The 16512-nt window shown below is 36.9% G+C and carries 17 protein-coding genes; 5 read left to right on the forward strand and 12 right to left on the reverse strand.

Annotated elements, in window-relative coordinates:
• The first annotated feature begins 77 nt into the window (after positions 1–77).
• Positions 78–875: a universal stress protein gene (locus MURRU_RS15785; RefSeq protein ID WP_041801618.1), complete on the forward strand. Its 798-nt coding sequence runs from the start codon at positions 78–80 to the stop codon at positions 873–875.
• Positions 876–1133: 258 nt separating this feature from the next.
• Here MURRU_RS15785 and MURRU_RS15790 read toward each other — a convergent pair whose 3' ends face one another.
• The 3 genes from MURRU_RS15790 to MURRU_RS15800 form a co-directional block, all read right to left on the reverse strand.
• A complete protein-coding gene (locus MURRU_RS15790) occupies positions 1134–2894 on the reverse strand; it encodes a hypothetical protein (protein ID WP_014034487.1) in 1761 nt (586 codons plus the stop codon).
• A gap of 13 nt (positions 2895–2907) precedes the next feature.
• Positions 2908–4638: a DUF4209 domain-containing protein gene (locus MURRU_RS15795; RefSeq protein ID WP_014034488.1), complete on the reverse strand. Its 1731-nt coding sequence runs from the start codon at positions 4636–4638 to the stop codon at positions 2908–2910.
• 234 nt (positions 4639–4872) lie between these two features.
• A complete protein-coding gene (locus MURRU_RS15800) occupies positions 4873–5082 on the reverse strand; it encodes a helix-turn-helix transcriptional regulator (RefSeq protein ID WP_014034489.1) in 210 nt (69 codons plus the stop codon).
• A gap of 191 nt (positions 5083–5273) precedes the next feature.
• On the opposite strand from MURRU_RS15800, the gene MURRU_RS15805 reads away from it, so the two are divergent.
• Positions 5274–5501 carry a hypothetical protein gene (locus tag MURRU_RS15805; RefSeq protein WP_014034490.1) on the forward strand — a complete coding sequence of 76 codons (228 nt, stop codon included), beginning with the start codon at positions 5274–5276 and terminating at the stop codon, positions 5499–5501.
• A gap of 144 nt (positions 5502–5645) precedes the next feature.
• Here the strand turns inward: MURRU_RS15805 and MURRU_RS15810 are convergent, their stop codons facing one another.
• Entirely contained in the window at positions 5646–6074 is a 429-nt protein-coding gene (locus MURRU_RS15810) for an FKBP-type peptidyl-prolyl cis-trans isomerase (protein ID WP_014034491.1), read from the reverse strand.
• A gap of 125 nt (positions 6075–6199) precedes the next feature.
• On the reverse strand, positions 6200–7357 hold the full coding sequence (locus MURRU_RS15815) for an endonuclease/exonuclease/phosphatase family protein (protein WP_014034492.1): 1158 nt from the start codon (positions 7355–7357) through the stop codon (positions 6200–6202).
• 395 nt (positions 7358–7752) lie between these two features.
• On the opposite strand from MURRU_RS15815, the gene MURRU_RS15820 reads away from it, so the two are divergent.
• The 3 genes from MURRU_RS15820 (at position 7753) to MURRU_RS17480 (ending at position 12422) form a co-directional block, all read left to right on the forward strand.
• Complete coding sequence (locus MURRU_RS15820) at positions 7753–10365, forward strand: T9SS type A sorting domain-containing protein (protein WP_014034493.1); 2613 nt, start codon at positions 7753–7755, stop codon at positions 10363–10365.
• Positions 10362–11057 carry a hypothetical protein gene (locus tag MURRU_RS15825; protein WP_014034494.1) on the forward strand — a complete coding sequence of 232 codons (696 nt, stop codon included), beginning with the start codon at positions 10362–10364 and terminating at the stop codon, positions 11055–11057. The genes MURRU_RS15820 and MURRU_RS15825 overlap by 4 nt, the downstream gene beginning before the upstream one ends.
• A gap of 306 nt (positions 11058–11363) precedes the next feature.
• On the forward strand, positions 11364–12422 hold the full coding sequence (locus MURRU_RS17480; protein ID WP_014034495.1) for a hypothetical protein: 1059 nt from the start codon (positions 11364–11366) through the stop codon (positions 12420–12422).
• A 161-nt stretch (positions 12423–12583) separates the two neighbouring features.
• Here MURRU_RS17480 and MURRU_RS15835 read toward each other — a convergent pair whose 3' ends face one another.
• The 7 genes from MURRU_RS15835 to MURRU_RS15865 all read right to left on the reverse strand — a co-directional run bounded on the left by MURRU_RS15835 (position 12584) and on the right by MURRU_RS15865 (position 16512).
• On the reverse strand, positions 12584–13231 hold the full coding sequence (locus MURRU_RS15835; RefSeq protein WP_014034496.1) for a tetratricopeptide repeat protein: 648 nt from the start codon (positions 13229–13231) through the stop codon (positions 12584–12586).
• A 3-nt stretch (positions 13232–13234) separates the two neighbouring features.
• A complete protein-coding gene (locus tag MURRU_RS17485) occupies positions 13235–13732 on the reverse strand; it encodes a hypothetical protein (RefSeq protein WP_014034497.1) in 498 nt (165 codons plus the stop codon).
• Between the two features lie 65 nt (positions 13733–13797).
• The gene (locus MURRU_RS15845; protein ID WP_014034498.1) at positions 13798–14421 is read right to left on the reverse strand and encodes a YdeI/OmpD-associated family protein; all 624 of its coding nucleotides are present in this window, start codon (positions 14419–14421) and stop codon (positions 13798–13800) included.
• The gene (locus tag MURRU_RS15850) at positions 14418–14771 is read right to left on the reverse strand and encodes a VOC family protein (protein ID WP_014034499.1); all 354 of its coding nucleotides are present in this window, start codon (positions 14769–14771) and stop codon (positions 14418–14420) included. The genes MURRU_RS15845 and MURRU_RS15850 overlap by 4 nt, the downstream gene beginning before the upstream one ends.
• 20 nt (positions 14772–14791) lie before the next feature.
• Entirely contained in the window at positions 14792–15373 is a 582-nt protein-coding gene (locus tag MURRU_RS15855; RefSeq protein ID WP_014034500.1) for a YdeI/OmpD-associated family protein, read from the reverse strand.
• A gap of 4 nt (positions 15374–15377) precedes the next feature.
• Positions 15378–15764, reverse strand: coding sequence for a DoxX family protein (locus MURRU_RS15860; protein WP_014034501.1), 387 nt, complete (start codon positions 15762–15764; stop codon positions 15378–15380).
• 286 nt (positions 15765–16050) lie between these two features.
• On the reverse strand, positions 16051–16512 hold the full coding sequence (locus MURRU_RS15865; RefSeq protein ID WP_014034503.1) for an SRPBCC domain-containing protein: 462 nt from the start codon (positions 16510–16512) through the stop codon (positions 16051–16053).

Here is a 16512-nt window from a genome sequence, read left to right on the forward strand (position 1 = left end):
CTTAATCAAAAGTTAAACCTTTGAATTATAAGGGTTTTGATACTATTTTAGGGGAAACCATCAAAATCTACACATCTATGGGAGTGAATCAAAAAAAATATCGCATCTCAGTTTTATTGGACATGTCCAAGAATTCTTCGTTTGTATTGAACAGTGCCGTGGAATTGGCCAAAAGAGTTCAGGGCTCCATTGAGGTTTTCCATGTAAAACCCACTACCAACATCATTAAAGGGGACAGCCAACTCTCCGCCATACGAACATTGAACCAGGACGATCGATCTACACGTGCGGAGATCAATGAACTTATTTCCAAGATAAGTGAAAAGGAAAATCTTTCCATTAGTTATAAATTGGAGTATGGCAACGTAAAAAACAGGGTCAGGGATTATTTGGCGCTCCAAAACCCGGATATTTTAGTTTTGGGCAAGCGTAGGCCAAGATTGGGAATGTTTTTTGAAAGTATTACGGATTTTGTAATTAACCAGACGAACAACACCAATGTGTTGATTTTGGGCGAGGACGATAAATTCCATTCGTTTGAGGATATTAATTTGGGCTTTTTTGGAGCAGAGCTTGCAGAAACCGATCTGGAAGTGATACAAGACTTAAAACGGGATAGTGAAAAACCTGTGCGACATTTTGATATTTCGAACGAGGAAACATCCCAAAACCGTAATTATCCTTGGCACAAAACAATTTCGTACAAGTTTAGTAAAGGAGCCAATGCACTGGATGGGCTTGTAAGTTATGTGGCACGTACCAACACGCAACTTTTGTGTGTTCCCAAAAGCGGCAAAAATTTTATGTTTACACCGAGCCCTATAAAATCTGTGATTAGAAAAACAAAGGTGCCATTAATGGTTTTTGCCAAATAAGGGACTTAGGGGAGTATTGTTTTGCTTCCTGATATTTTCTATTTTACATAACATAAATTATAGTACAAATATAATATATGAGTAAAACAGCGAATACAGCGTATTTGATATAATTGCAGATATAGACCTAAGGTACTATATCTGCAATTATGTCACAACGGTTTTATACGCTGGTTTGTTTCCTACCAGATTCGTAAGCTATAATTTGTTATTATATTTAATTGCTACGCGCAATTGAAAGAAAAAATTAATTATAATTTATTCTTTTGCAAATGTCCATTTAAAATCTTTTAGTCTTAAAGGGAATAATTTATCAAATTCAATTTTTTCATTAATTAAACTATGTATAGTTAGTAAGCTTTTATATTTATCTTTTACAATCTTACCTTGTATAGATGTTTTGCTATGTAATGAATCAAGAATCTTGAAAAAATCTACATCATCATCTTTGATGGATTGCTCTAACTCTTGAAATTCTTCTATATTCATTATAACAAGTGGCCAAATAATATGGTCTTTAGATTTTAGATTAATATCTTCTTTAATTAGCATTTTTTCAAATTGTTGTCGTAATGGAAAATTAAAAAGACCACTAGATAATATAGGTTCATTTACAAGTATTATGGGATATAAATGTACTTTACGATTCAAATTCAATCCCTCATCATTAATATGATGCTTATAAGTATGGAAGTTCTTCATCGTATCTACCATTTGAGTTAATCCAAAGCTTTTATAAAATTTTTCCAAATCTAATGCTTTAAATTCTTCAACGGTCGTAACACTTTTATATCCATCAACCATATTGATAAAATTGCTTTTCACCTCAATACAAGCAATTTTTTGTTTCTGACGAATATATACATCTGCTATTTCTATTTCTGATTTAGCAGGAAGTGTAATTTTTAACTCATCCAACATTTTAATTGTATAATTCTGTTTGTTGTTAAAAGTATTGGAGATAACATCTTCCACAAGTGGTTCAAAAAATTTTGAACCAATAAAATTCCCCCAATCTGTTCGGTTTAAATCTGAATGAGTCTTTAAATAATCAAACCAAAAATCGTTGATAAAAAATGAATCCATTTTTTCTAATAAAAATGCCATATCTAAAACTGCAAATCCAGTAAATTCATCTGAACTTAAAGGTTCCCATGAAAATATAGGATTCTTTTTAACAGATAAAAAATCTAACGTTTTAACATCATCATGGTTTACTGTTTTTAAAGGAGTATTAGCACTAAAACCTTTAATTATTTTGATTATAGCTTTCTGTTCATTATCTATTTTTAGATGATAAATTTTCAAATTTTCATCATACATTTTTAAAAATGAAAAAATAAAGACCCTAAAAAACTCTTCTATATCATCAAGGCCATACTTGCTTTTAAAATAATTCGTTAAATGACCTTTTGTGGAATCATCGTTCATAAGGCATTTAAGGAAAATAGCCGATTTATAAAGCTTGGTTAAACTATTTATTGAATTAGTATATTGATTAAATGGAGTTTGATTAAAGGCAAAAAATTCAAAGAAATTTAATCCTTGGTCTGTAATGTTTTCATATGGTTCCACATTTGAGAATTTTAAAATCCTTTCATTGCAAACGAGCAAGTATTCAAGTATTCCTATTCTTTCTTCTTGAGAATACTGTCTTTTGTCAACTTTTAAAAAGTTATCTGACTGTAGAATTTCATTCAATGCATAAAGACATGTTCCTCTTGTGAAAACAATATATTCCTCTGGTAAATTATTTAGATGTTCAGCATACGTCTGAAATATTCTAATATACTCTAATGGAGCATTTTTTTCATCTTGTAATATAATGGCCTTAAGACATTCTATTTGTGTTTCTTTGGAATTATCAATATTACGATAGCCTTGTGGTTGTAAAAGCGTGTTTATTTTTGCAATGGTTACTATAATCTCATTTTTAGGAAGATGTGCCAATAAACCAAGAGGGGTTTCTGGGATTGGCTTATTATAATAATTCGAGTATTTTAAAATTATTCCTATCAATTTATTTTAAATTTTATTTGTTTTTTATTCTTCTTAATGTACCAATAATCAATAACGTGTGTAATACTCGCTCACTTGTACTTCTACTTGATGAATTAGGTTCACTTAATCCATGACATATTTTATTTCTTAAATTCCAGCCTCTTGGGTCTGTATAAATAGCTCTAAAATATATTTGGATATCTTTTCCCAAAGTATATTTTACAATATCATCAAGTAATAACTTATTAAATGTTTTTAACTGAAATGCATCTAGAGAAGATGGTTCTAAAACAACTCCATTATTTTGTTCAATTAAGTTTCTTATTGAAGTTTCAATTTGTGGAATAAGTAGATGTTCGCAAACGATAAAATCATTATCAAAGTATGCTTGAACACCTTTACGAATGACATTAATTCTACTTTCAGATAGAATTGCAGAATCTTTTATGAAATTTATAAAATCATCAACAGTATAATTAAGTTCGTTAATTAATCGATAAAATATTCTATTTGTATAAAACGAATTATATTGAAAATCTTGAGAAAGATAATGGAGTATATTTCCAATTAAATCCTCTTCAAGCGTACCAATATTTGCAATCTCTCTTCCGGTTTCGTCTATGATACTTTTACCAAACAAGTTACTTAATACATGTTTTTTAGCAGACTCTTTTAAAGACTGTGTCACAAGGTCTATTTGTGGAGTAAAAAAATGAATCAATTTATAAAAAACTTCATTTTTTGTTCCTGTAGTCATTGGAATAATTATTTTATCAATTTCTTCTTTGGTTATTTGAACTTCTGAAGTTATCAATTGCATTTCATCCAATACTTTAACACTAATTTCTTTAATTGTAATTAATAATTCATCAGACTCATTTTTCATTCCATATTCGGAATACAATTTTTGTAAATCCTTAAGAGCACCTTGGTACTGAAGAATTAACGCATATTCTTTTTTATTTTTTATAGCATCTCCATGTATACGCAAAACTCTTTGAGCATCATTAAGCTTATTCTTTTTTCTGTAATATGGAGCAAGTCTTTTTATAATGCATTCAGAAGCCCAAGTGTTCAATTCATTTTCTGAAGTTACATCAACTAAACGTTGTTCAAGTTTTTGTAGAATTGTTGTTTGTTCAAGTTTCGATAATTGAGATTTAGAATTATCCAATAATACATCAAAAGAAAATCCCCAAAGCCCAGGTTTGTCATTTTCTCCAATTTCATCTTCAAGTGCAAGTATTACTTCTTTAGATTTATTTATTAGTTCTTTATTATTTATCGATATAGCAACAGAAATTGCTCTTTCAATTTTTCGAATTAAGTCAATTCCATTTTGCAACCTACCCTCTACAATTCTTATTAGTGATTCAATATATATTATCGCAATATGATGAGATGGTTTTTTAGATGTAATATTAGAAGTGAAATCCCATACTAAACCTGCATATCGAGCTTTTAGAACTGGATTTACTACTTGATTTGCTCTTTCTTTCCAATGGTCTATAACATCTCCATTAACGTCTTTAATTGATGGGATTTCAATTGACGTCCCATTTTCTTGAGGAAAACGAGCAAATGAGCCAAAATAAGTTCCCCAATCACTCCTATTTTGATTATTTTCCATGAATTGAAAACCAATGATTTCCGCTTTTATTTTACTGCAATCATCAGTATTAGGAACACTTTGAAACTTTTTTAAAATATTAGTTTCAAGATAATAGTTATTTTCAAGTTCAATATAGATATCGTCTAACATATTTTGAATTTATTTCAAGAAATATTATGGTAAAAAAATTAATTAAGGGAGAGTTTAAATTTACAAAATAATGTAGGGGTATATATGAGGGAAAACCGTAAAGTAAATAAAGTTTTAAATATAAATTGTCACTTCACACACATTATACTCCCCTCCTACCTCGGGTTATAAAAAGTGTCCTGACACCTTTTTTTGAGGGTAGGTGATTATAAGAAGAGTCTTTTTGAAGAATTATTACAAAGTGGACACAAGAAGCTCACGAATATCTACTCCAAGTGCATACGCTACATCTCGCAGCGTTTCTAAAGAAGGCTGCATTTCATTGGTACACCAACGAGAAACAGTTGTTCTACTTTTCCCAACTTTTTCTGCCAACCATTTATTGGTTCTGTCTTGCTCTGCAAGGACAACTCTAATTCTATTGATTGGCTTTCTGGTGCTCATTTGTATCGTTTTACGTTAAATGTGTAGCATTTTAAACAAACTTAATTTTCTTATTAGTAATTAAATATTAACTTTAAACGATATAAATGAACTGTTATAAGTAACTTAAATATCATTTTATTTAAATTAAAATGCTTTAAATGATAAAAAATGATTATTAAAGTTTTTTTCAACACCCAGCATTCAATATTATGGAATTAAAGAATTTAGACCTACTCCCCCTCCTCTCCTACTTTGAAGAATGCCACGAAGACGACTTGCTTTCCTTTACCCAATGGTTGGACAAGGCCATTTATATGTTCCATTACCTTCCTTCGGATGCCTTTTCAGAATTGGAGCGCCAAAATGTTTGCCATGTGTTAATGGAACTAAAGGAAGTTGTAATGGAAATCCATGTTGAGCAAAATAATTGTGCTTAATATCCATTCCAAACACTTTCACCTCCCCTACTCTCTTCGGCTTCGCTCAGGACAGGTTCGGGGGTGTGCAATAAGTTCTAGTATCAAACAAAAAACGCCTGATCAAAATTGAAAAGGCGCTTTGCTTTCTATTGGTATTATGGTTTATAGTATCTCGACCACCTCAAGATCAAACACCAAATCTTGGCCCGCCAACGGGTGGTTGGCATCTATGATTATATCTTCCTCTTCTACTTTTGCAACGCGAAACTGTTGTTCTTGCCCTTGTGAATTGGCACCTACCAATCCCATTCCAACTTCTGGCTTAAGGTCTTCGGGCAATTGTGTTTTGGAGATTTTTTGAAAAAGTGCTTCGTTGACCTCTCCATACGCATCTTCCTTATCAATGGTTATGGTTTTCTTTTCGTTAACAGCCATATCTATAAGTCCCTTTTCAAATCCCGGTATAAGTTGACCTTGACCCAAGGCTACTTCCATGGGTTCTCTTTCCAACGAACTGTCAAAAACCTGTCCAGTAGTTAATTTACCCGTGTAGTGTACCTTTACGGTATCGTTTTCTTTTACTTTACTCATAATTATAGTTTATAATTTTATAATCAAAACATTGCAAATATACAGGGTATAAAATGGTTAAAAGAATGAGAGGACATTGGTTTTCCAAAAAGCCGGGTTTTAATAAGGGGGCAACACGCTTTTTTCTATTCCAAAGCGTTCAATTTGTTCTGCAGAAAACTTTGTGTACTGTCGGTCTCAATTTCTAGCCATACGGGCAGGTGGTCGCTTATCTGGTTCCGTTTCCAATACCTGTTGAAATAGGTGCGAAATGCTTCATCGGAAGTCAATGTGGACGGATCATCTTTATGGATCAACATCAACTCGTGGTATTTTAAAATTGCGTCCGGGGTGTTTTTGTACACGTAGTCGAACAGTTTAAAGACGCCTCCCCGCTCCTGCCCATCTTCATCCTCGCCAATTTTAAAATATTGGTCAACATGCAAAAAGATGCGGTCATAAATCTGGTTGAGGCTCGTGTTGGTGTATTTGCCTTTGAGGCCATCGCTTTCAAAAAAACCTTTGTCGTTCATTAATTGAACAATATCCTCATCCTCTTCATATAGATTTGTATCGCCCAACACAATAAGGTTTCGTTCCTCGAAGGAGGATCGGTTCAGTTTCAGCTCCAAAAGCTGCATAAGGAGCCGTACTTCTTCCTTTCGGATTTCTTTGTCCGTGGGTTCATCAGGGTCGTTGGTACCATCCCCTGGGTGCAAATGCAAACTAACGATGGAAAACTTTTTCCACCCACTTTCAAAACCAGTAAACGTAGGGGTACGTTTCAGTTGTTTTATAATGGGGTTTGCCGAGATAAACTCATCCGGGATTACCAGTTCGCCGGACAGGCCCGAGTGGGTCACCCGCCGTGAATCGTAAATAAAACCAAAGCGTTCCTCGTTGCCCGCATTACCTTCGGTTACATCGCTAATGGTATATTTCCAATCACTTCCCAAGAGTTTCATGACCTTGTCAAAATGATCTAAGTCACCGTTGATTTCTTGCAGCGCCACAATATCGAACGCATTGATGATCTCCGCTATGTAAAAAAGTGATTCGGCCGTTCGGTCCTTTAATCTCCCAAAATTTTTGATGTTCCAAGAGGCCAACAGCAGGTTTTTGTCCACTCCCTTCGACGGAATGTTATTGAGGAGGCCTTCTTTTAGTTTTAGCAATCCTTTTATTGTGCGTTCCTTGCCCTCGTTGTCCAACAACCTGGCGTAGTCGTCGTATTTGTCGAGCATTACCAGAAAGTAGCGGTTGGTATTGAGTTCTTCATCCGGTCTAAGATCCGTGTACCACATAGTTTTTGTTTTAAAGATGTTCTACAATGTATATGGGAAACCTTTTGAATCTAAAATATCGAAGGGAAACGGATAAGCTATAACCTGTTGTGCTTAAAGATATTGATTCATTGGAAGACGAACTTGGTGAAACACCTTAAAAATTAAAGGGTTTTTATTGCTGATTTTTAGAGGTTTACCTCAGTATTAGAAGATAAAAAAGTCTATTGATAATTCGCATCAAGTTTACCGAAAAGCTTTTTGAATGGCACCTTTCTTGTTTTTGGTTCTCCCCTTACCTATGCTAAACAAGAGTCATCAAGTTGACGATTTTTATCGGCTCTTTATCATTTTTTGATAAGACTTCAACTAAATTTTATTTTCTTTGATAGATTTGAAGTAATAATCTTACATAAATGACCAACCTCAAACCATTTCTTTGTTTCTGTTTATTTTTTTTTACTGCACTTTCTCATTCTCAATGGACACCTACACCGGGGCCAGAGGGTGGGGCCACTGGTGATGTTATCAAAGTGAACAATACGTTACTGGTGATTTCTTCGTATACAATTCATTCTTCTACAAATAATGGGGAATCATGGACCCAAAGTATTTCTGGGCTACCGGAAGATGGCGGGGCAACTAGTTTAACTACTGATGGCAATACTATTTATGTTGCTTTGGTCAGAAACGGTATTTATAAATCAACAGATGAAGGAAATTCTTGGGTTCCCGCAAATAAAGATATTGAGGACCTTACATTTTACAAGGTATTTGCCAATGGTACCACAATTTATGGTGGTACGGGCACAGGTGTAATATATCGATCTCTTGATTCAGGAGAAAATTGGACAGTTTGGAGTACTGGAGTTACAGGTTATCAAGTCAGCGATTTTGTAGTATTTAATTCCAAAGTATATGTAGGCACACTAGACGGGGTTTTCGAAAATGATGGTAATAGCGATATCTGGACACAAGTGGACATACCTGGACTTACCCATGGCGCATGGTCTTTAACAACTCAAAACGGAATATTGTATGTTGGAGGTATTGGTGAAGTATATGTTTCTAATGATAATTTGAGTACATGGGTAGCAATGAACACCGGGAACGCAAGTATTTCAGACCTAATTTCCATACAAAATACTGTATATGCTGTTGGTGGGTCACGTTCATATTTTTATTCAAACGATGATGGAGCCACTTGGAGTGAGGTCTTGGTTTTGTCCCCTGACAATTATAGCATTTTGAAGTCTTTACTAATATCAAATGGGAAAATAATAGTCAGCTCTACTTCTGGTAACTATGAATCATTGGATAATGGTATGTCTTGGACATGGAACAATACAGGCATAAGAACACAAAACATTACAACTTTTGCTTCAAATGATTACTACCTTTTTACAGGTACTGGAGGTAATGGGCTGTTCCGTTCTGCTGACAATGGTGTCTCCTGGACCGCTATTAATTCAGGAATCGACAGACCAAACGCTTTCACTATCCATGAAATGATAGAAGTGGACAATAAACTAATCATTGCCACCAGTGGAGGGGTGTTCTTATCCAATGACAATGGTGATACTTGGGAAAAAAAGATAAACCCAAGTGTCAATATCGCTACCTCTGCATTGGATTACAGCAATGGTGTTTTGGTCTCAGGAATGCTGGGCGAAGGCATCTACTTGTCCGAGGATTTAGGAGAAACATGGGATGTTTTTGTTCCCGAAGGTTTGGATTCAGGGGAGTCTTATGTGAAAATAGCACTGGAAGGATCTACAATGCTTCTGGATTCGGGAAACGGCGATGTTTACCTATCTACGGATATGGGGCAAAGTTGGAATCTCATCACCACTTTAGAGAATGATTCCATTTTTATTGAAGATATTGACATTATCAATGGTAAACTTTTTGTTTCAGACAGTTATGGGCTTCATAAATCTTCTGATATGGGCCAAACTTGGACCACCTACCAAAATACAGACTATAGCATAGTAGAGAACATTACGGTTGAGGGAGATGTTCTGTATTTGGCGACACGAAAAGGTTTCAAGGCCACAACTATAGATCAAGATGTTTGGTATTCGTTCACCGACGGTATGGGAAACCTTGGCACCACCAGTATTTTCCTTAATAATGGACAATTGTTCGCTGGCACTTATAGATTTAGTGTCTGGTCTAGACCTGTATCCGAAGTAGTGGTTCCTTTTCCTGATGATGACAATGACGGCGTTGCCAATGCGGATGATCTTTGCCCCAATACCTACCCAGGCATAGCTGTTAATGAAGATGGTTGTGATTTTATAGCTATTGACGCGTTAAGCGTAGTTGGTAAATCACAATCATGCCCTAATGTGGATAATGCCAGAATAGTAGTGGGCACCACTCTATCCGGTTATGCTTTTGATATCAGTTTGGAAGGTGAAGGAATTAGCCAAAGCTTCGAAAATGTAAGTCTGGAAGTCGATTTTATATTGGATAATCTTCCTCCGGGTTCATACGAAGTGATAGTTTCGATACCTGAAATACGTTATGAACAGTTATTTGGCCTTACCATCAATGAAATGAACAACATATCTGGAAAAAGGACCATTGTCGACAAAAGCAATAAGGTTGCTAAGTATCTTGTTTCTGGAAGTAATGAGTATGTGGTAAACGTTAACGGACATCAAAAACGTTATTTTTTTGATACTAATGATGAAAATGAAATTTTGATACGGAATTTACAAAGCTCCAATATGGTCCGCATCTCCGGGAAGAATGAATGTCAGGGAACCATAGAAGATAATCTTGTCTTGGAAACCGAAATGCAGGTCTACCCTACCATTACCTCGGGCATGTTGTCCATCTCAGGAGAAACCACAATCAACCAAATAAACGTATACAACTCCATTGGCCAACTTGTATTAAGTAAAAAAATGAATTCCTTGAATAACAAAACCATTCATTTGGAAAACCAGTCTGCTGGATTTTATGTCGTTCACTTGGTTGCTGAAGATAAAATCAAAAGATTTAAAATAATTAAACAATGATAAAGTCCTTAATAAGTCAAGCTCTAGCTTTAATCATTTTATTGATGCTGGTAGGCGCATGCTCATCATCTTCATCAACTGAAGAGGTAGAAGTGATGCCCCCAGGTAAACCCAACGGGATTCTTCCAACAAATGGAGAAACTTGTTCTGATTTTATCGAAGTCCCCCAAGATGAAACCAAAGCCATTATTCTTTTTACATGGGGCAGTATCTCAAATGCAACCGGTTATGTTTTAGAAGTTTTTGATGGAAACGTTATCCAGAATAGCATTAGTGCTTCCAGAACAGATGTAGAAGTTACTTTGGACAAAGGTAAATCCTATACATGGACCGTGACCGCGGAAAATAGTGCAGGTCAAACAAAGAGCGATACAATGTCCTTTACCACTCCAGGTGAGTCTGTTGCCAATTATGCGCCCTATGCGGCAGAAATAAGCACCGAGTTTAAAAGTGAAACTTCCGAACTAATAGTTTCTTGGTCAGGTAGTGATCAAGATGGTGACGCCCTAACATACAATATACTTGTAAAAGACAGTAAGGATATAGAGACAGTTAACCAAACTGGTATGACCGAAACTGCCTTGGACCCCATTGTAGTCAATCTAGGAGAAACGTATAGTATTAGTGTTAAAAGTATAGATGGTTTTGGCAATTTTTCAATATCTGTTAGCTCAATCACCATAAAGAACTAACCACCTGACTAAAGAATTAATGTAGTATAATTAATTCAATTACGAGCAACCGATTGTTAATCCAAATTCCCCTCCACTCCTACCTCATTTTCTATCCAGTAGTAAAAATCATTATCCTAATTCTTTTTATAGGTGTTCAATAACACATTTCATGTCTTTATCGAGACATTTGGTTATTTACCGACATCATTGTCAAAATTCTTATAACATTCTTACTTTCATTGCTGCATGTGTTTTGTTTTCAGAAAATTACATGGTTCCTCCCAAGAGGTTTGTTTAAGAATAAAATAACTAACACTATTCAAAATGAAAAGATTCAGAACTTTTAGTTGCCTATCCTGTTTAGGGATAATGATTTTTATTACTGGTTGTGAAATAGAGGAAGTTGGCAATGCTGATGAACTAAGCGCAACTGGTTTAGTGACAGAAACATCCTGTGATGCCATAATTGACTTTAATAATATTGATGCTGGTACTATAGTGGATGAAATTTCTTCCGGCAATGGTATATCGGGTGTTACCATTTCTGGTGTGGTCTCCGTATATGGTGAGAACTTGAACCCCGCCAGACCTGATGAGAACCATGCCATGATTTTTGACACGGACAATCCCACCGGTGGCGATGAAGATTTAGTAGTGCCAGATACAGACCATCAAGAAGTCTTGATTATTTCAGAAGACCTTGATAGTGGCGATCCTGACGATGACGATATTCCTGGAGGTACTTTTACATTTGATTTTTCCGGATTTGGACCGGGTCATGTAGCTATTGGTAGCTTCACAACCATAGATAATGAAGAGGCTGGAGAGTTTAAGGCCTACGATGGCGATGGAGTTATGGTGGCCAGCGGCCCTGTAGCCGAGATTTCTGATAATACAGAGCAAACCATTATGGTGAATGCTGCCAATATAGTTACGCTTGTTGTAACCTTAAATGGTTCTGGTGCCTTGGATAATTTCTGCATCAATGTCACTGAAGAAGATTCTGGCTGCACCTACACACAAGGTTTTTGGAAAAACGAGAAAAAAGGAGCTTTCCCTGACCCTTATAACAGAAGCGATGTTTTCTTCCTAAGTGAAATGACATGGCAGAAAGTATTGAAGACCAGTCCTAAAGGAAATGCATATTTTCAAGCAGCGCATCAATACATAGCTGCCGTATTAAATGGTGCCAATGGTGCCTCTTATCCTGACGAGGTTGAAGATGCCATAGAACTGGGAACTACATTATTTGACACCTATACCCCAGCCGAAATTGCTGATTTAAAGGGCAATGATGAGCTTAGAGCGCAGTTCCGAATGGTGAACGATGTTTTGGATGACTATAACAACGGAAGAATAGGTCCAGGTCATTGTGATGATTAATAAATAAAATTCAACCATATAAAAAAACCATCGATGGATTAATTCTACCGATGGTTTTTTGTTTACTGCCCTAAAAATGAACTTCCTAAACGCAGAGCGTACGAGGTGTCAAAAGTAAAACCGCTGTGCGTCAAGAACCAGGACACAAGACAAAATAGGGTTCATCGATTCTCCAATACCGCCTTCAACTCATCCAAATCCTCCTGATAAATTTCGTTCAGGTATTCCTTGTAAGGGTCTTTGCGTTTATATTCAATGGTTTCCTGTGCCTTTTTTAAATAATCTTTTGTTTTGATGGTGTCCCCAATCTGCAAATAGGTCTTTGCCAATCCAAAATAAGCTTCGCAAGTGGTTTCATATTGCTCCAGACCATTTTCAAAAGAAACAATGGCATCATCATAATTTCCCATTTCGTAGTGGCACAAGCCTTGGTACACAAATGCCTGTACATCTACCCAATCGGCTCCTTGGTTAATTACACTTTGCTCAAAATGTTCCAATGCCTTCGGATAATTGCCAAGGCCGTAATAGCATTCACCACGCAAAAAATCAATATCCTCGCCCCATGGGGCATCCACCACATCGGGTGTTAGTGCATCCAAGCGTTCAAAAAAAGCAGCAGCATAATCGGGGTGTTGCCAATTGAGAATCCCAAACATGGTTTGAGACCATCCGTGCCCTTGCATGTTTCCTGCAATATTGAACCGTTTTTCCTTGGATTGAAATACCAATTGATACGCAATCAGACCAATATAAACCGTAAAAACAGTCGCCAAAAGGATTTTTATAATTTTGAGGAATAGTTTCATACCTTAAAATATATCTGTGATTTTACCCTCTTCCAGCTTGAAGGCTATTTGTGCGTAGCTATCCGCTGGTTTCCCCTCGATTTGGCCAGGAACCCACCCTTTTAGTTCAGAAATTAGTCCGTAAAAATGTTTTGAGGCCTCTATTGGCGTTGCAACATCTTTTAAATCAGGGTCGATCATTTTAGTTCTGAAGTAACCGGTTTCCCCTTGACAATTAACCACAAAGCGGACTGTCAGCAAACCATTTTTTGGCAGTCCATCAGTTTTTATTTTTGGCAAAAGCTCCGTTTTAATGGCTTTTTTACCACCCTGATAATAAGTGCCAATTTGGTAATACTGAAGAATTCGATAGTCACTACAGGGGCTGAATTCCGCAGAATCCATAGCACTATCATTGGAAATATCACCGACGTGCTCGTTTAGTTTAAGATAGATCCAAAGGGTCAGAAGTGCAGCGATAACAAAGCTGACCAATAGCCAAATATTGATTTTGCGCTTCAAAAAGTAGATAATTTGTTAATGGTTAACGGCAAGATACTAATTACAAGTAAATTATGAAACTGCCCCTATCGCTCGTTGTGTCCTTTCCCGTCAAAAATCTTAGGGACGGACTTATCTATTCGAGACTCCCGGGTCTTGGATTGTTTGGCACTGGAAAAGTATAACAGATGCCCTTTCTGCCTTCCAGGTGTCAAGGCGTTAAAAGCTGCTTTGAGTTCCGGGTCTCCATCCAAACGCTTTTGAAATTCCTCTGGAATCTCATATTCCGATGCTTTTTTAAAATTGACCTTCAACCCCGATTTCTCCACTTCAATAGCTTCGAAAATATAGGTTTTTAAGACGGGTTCCAGGGCTGCGATCCGTTCAACATCGGTAAATCGGATTACCCTACCGGACTGGGTGTTCTCCCCCGGTTTCTCCAGAATCTTATGGTTATCCCTCAACAGGGCACCTTTAAAAAAACTTAATGTACAATTGTCTTTGAATGCAGCCACCATCAGAATATTGCTACCGTTGTGGGTGTAGCAGGGTACGCCCCATTTTCGCTCTTCGGTAAGCCCACAATCCAGCACTACCCTTCTCAAGTATTTCAACTCTTCTTGCCAATTGTGCACCTTACATTTTGGGGTGCCGCCCAAGGCACATCGACCACAGCCTTCCAGTAAATAAGCGTCGATTTCGGGATTCATAAATGTGTCAATAAATTAATTGTGGCACCGTTTGGGTCTTTTACAAAGAACCGTCTAACGCCCCATTCTTCATTTGTTGGCCCATAAACCACTTCGTACCCCAACCTCTTGGCCCGTTCGTACATTTGGTCCACATTGGATATTTCAATGGACAGAAAAACCGATGTATTGTCCGGTTTTATGGCTTCTTCATTTTTAAAAATGTTGATTTGGGCCGTTGGATTTTCTTTGGAGGCAAATGTTATGATCCACCCAAGATCCATAGCCAAATCCATCTCCAAAAATTCCATATAAAATGCTTTGCTCACTTCTAGATCATCGGAATACATATTGGGAACAATTCTTCGCATGGTTCTTTTTTGTTGATGGTTTACATTTCGTTATATCCCTTCCCTTCAAAAATCTTGGGGATGGACTTCTCTATTCGCGATACACGGGTCTTGGATTGTTTGGCTTGTGAAACATAGAGCATATACCCGCGTTGGCGTCCTGGAGTCAATGCTTCAAAAGCGGACTTAAATGCTGTATCTTCATCCAGTTTATTTTGAAGCTCTTCGGGCATATCAAATTCAGAAGTTTTCTTCATTTTGACTTCCAATCCGGCTTTTTTTACCTCAATAGCTTCATGGATATAGGTTTTCAACACTTTTTCCATATTCAAAATCTCCTTCACATCAGTAAATCGAATCTGGCGGGCCGATTGTACATTTTTGGTCTGTTGGATAAGAATTCCTTCGGTATCCTTCAGCAAAACACCTTTATGAAACAACAGCGCGCAATACTCCTTAAAACCATGAATCAAGACCACATTGCTACCCTTATGGGTATAACACGGAACACCCCACTTAAGCGTTTCGGTAAGGCCCGTATCGAGGGCTATTTTACGCAATTGTCGATAGGCTTCCTGCCATTGGGATGGTTTTTCAAAGAAGAAATCAACTTTTGGGTTCATAGCGTTATTGGTTTTGTGTTGTGATAACTTTTCTGCTAGCTGGTCTAAAATACCAAGAAATTAGGGTCAATGCCAATAACAAGGACGGTCCAAAGAAATCAGCGGCTCCATCGCCTACCGCCAAATGGGAAACTAGGGCCCCGGTCATTGTAAAAACAAACCCAGCGTATGCCCATTCCTTGAGTACGGGGAATTTGGGAATTAGTATGGCCACAACGCCCAAAAGTTTCCAAACCCCGATAATAAGAAGAAAGTACAACGGATACCCCAAATGTTCCATCATTTCAATTTCCTCTTCCATTCCGATCAATTGTACAATGCCTGTGGATGTCATTCCCAAGGCCAGCCAAACAGTGGCTACCCAATAGATAATTTTGTTACGTTTTGTCATAGATATGATTTATTGAATATCCGTAATGTGTCATAATATTATCAACGTCACCCTGAACTTGATTCAGGGTCACATAAAGATGCTCATATTCAACAGGATGAGATGTTGAAACCTGCCTTTGCCGGCAGGCAGGCAAGTTCAACATGACGCCAAAAACACTACTATGACACATTACGGACAATTAAACATGATTTTTTAGGTTTGTGTGTTTGCAAAACTTTTTCCTTTCATTTCGACTGCGCTCAATGTCACAGGAAAAAGTTCTTATCGTTAGTAAGACTTATTATTATAACTGTTCCACCACTTCCTGCAAGCGGTTATGTGCCATATTGATGCCTTGGGCAAAAGGCAACTTCAACATGCGGTCCCGATCATCCACTGATTTATAGACCATGTGTATGGTAAGCTTGCTCGTGGTATCGGTAAGGGCTTCAAATTCTAAAAATTCCAACTGGACCGGAAACTGTGCATTTTCCATTTCAAAGGTCCTGATGATTTTTAGATTCGGCACAAATTCGTGTATGGTCCCATTGAACCGATGTTTGTTTCCCTTGGGGTCGGTGGTCTCAAACTGATAACTACCGTGTTTCCTATTGTCAAGTTTTAGTACTTGTGTACCCATCCATTGCTCCACGATTTCAGGTTTTTCATACGCTTTAAAAAGGGATGCCACGGGCAGTTCAAATTCTCTAGTGATCCATATTTCCTGTTTTCCGTCCTCAGCATGGACTTTGGTTTTTCGTTCCAT

Origin of the sequence: Allomuricauda ruestringensis DSM 13258 (assembly GCF_000224085.1) — a bacterium.
In the GTDB taxonomy this organism is placed as follows: domain Bacteria; phylum Bacteroidota; class Bacteroidia; order Flavobacteriales; family Flavobacteriaceae; genus Flagellimonas; species Flagellimonas ruestringensis.

Coding starts and splice junctions, on each gene's coding strand:
- MURRU_RS15835 (WP_014034496.1), bottom strand. CDS start 13,231: ATGAAACTATTCCTCAAAATTATAAAAATCCTTTTGGCGACTGTTTTT.
- MURRU_RS15850 (WP_014034499.1), bottom strand. CDS start 14,771: ATGCGAAGAATTGTTCCCAATATGTATTCCGATGATCTAGAAGTGAGC.
- MURRU_RS15800 (WP_014034489.1), bottom strand. CDS start 5,082: ATGAGCACCAGAAAGCCAATCAATAGAATTAGAGTTGTCCTTGCAGAG.
- MURRU_RS15820 (WP_014034493.1), top strand. CDS start 7,753: ATGACCAACCTCAAACCATTTCTTTGTTTCTGTTTATTTTTTTTTACT.
- MURRU_RS15795 (WP_014034488.1), bottom strand. CDS start 4,638: ATGTTAGACGATATCTATATTGAACTTGAAAATAACTATTATCTTGAA.
- MURRU_RS15865 (WP_014034503.1), bottom strand. CDS start 16,512: ATGGAACGAAAAACCAAAGTCCATGCTGAGGACGGAAAACAGGAAATA.
- MURRU_RS15825 (WP_014034494.1), top strand. CDS start 10,362: ATGATAAAGTCCTTAATAAGTCAAGCTCTAGCTTTAATCATTTTATTG.
- MURRU_RS15815 (WP_014034492.1), bottom strand. CDS start 7,357: ATGTGGTACACGGATCTTAGACCGGATGAAGAACTCAATACCAACCGC.
- MURRU_RS15805 (WP_014034490.1), top strand. CDS start 5,274: ATGGAATTAAAGAATTTAGACCTACTCCCCCTCCTCTCCTACTTTGAA.
- MURRU_RS17480 (WP_014034495.1), top strand. CDS start 11,364: ATGAAAAGATTCAGAACTTTTAGTTGCCTATCCTGTTTAGGGATAATG.
- MURRU_RS15860 (WP_014034501.1), bottom strand. CDS start 15,764: ATGACAAAACGTAACAAAATTATCTATTGGGTAGCCACTGTTTGGCTG.
- MURRU_RS15845 (WP_014034498.1), bottom strand. CDS start 14,421: ATGAATCCCGAAATCGACGCTTATTTACTGGAAGGCTGTGGTCGATGT.
- MURRU_RS15810 (WP_014034491.1), bottom strand. CDS start 6,074: ATGAGTAAAGTAAAAGAAAACGATACCGTAAAGGTACACTACACGGGT.
- MURRU_RS15785 (WP_041801618.1), top strand. CDS start 78: ATGGGAGTGAATCAAAAAAAATATCGCATCTCAGTTTTATTGGACATG.
- MURRU_RS15855 (WP_014034500.1), bottom strand. CDS start 15,373: ATGAACCCAAAAGTTGATTTCTTCTTTGAAAAACCATCCCAATGGCAG.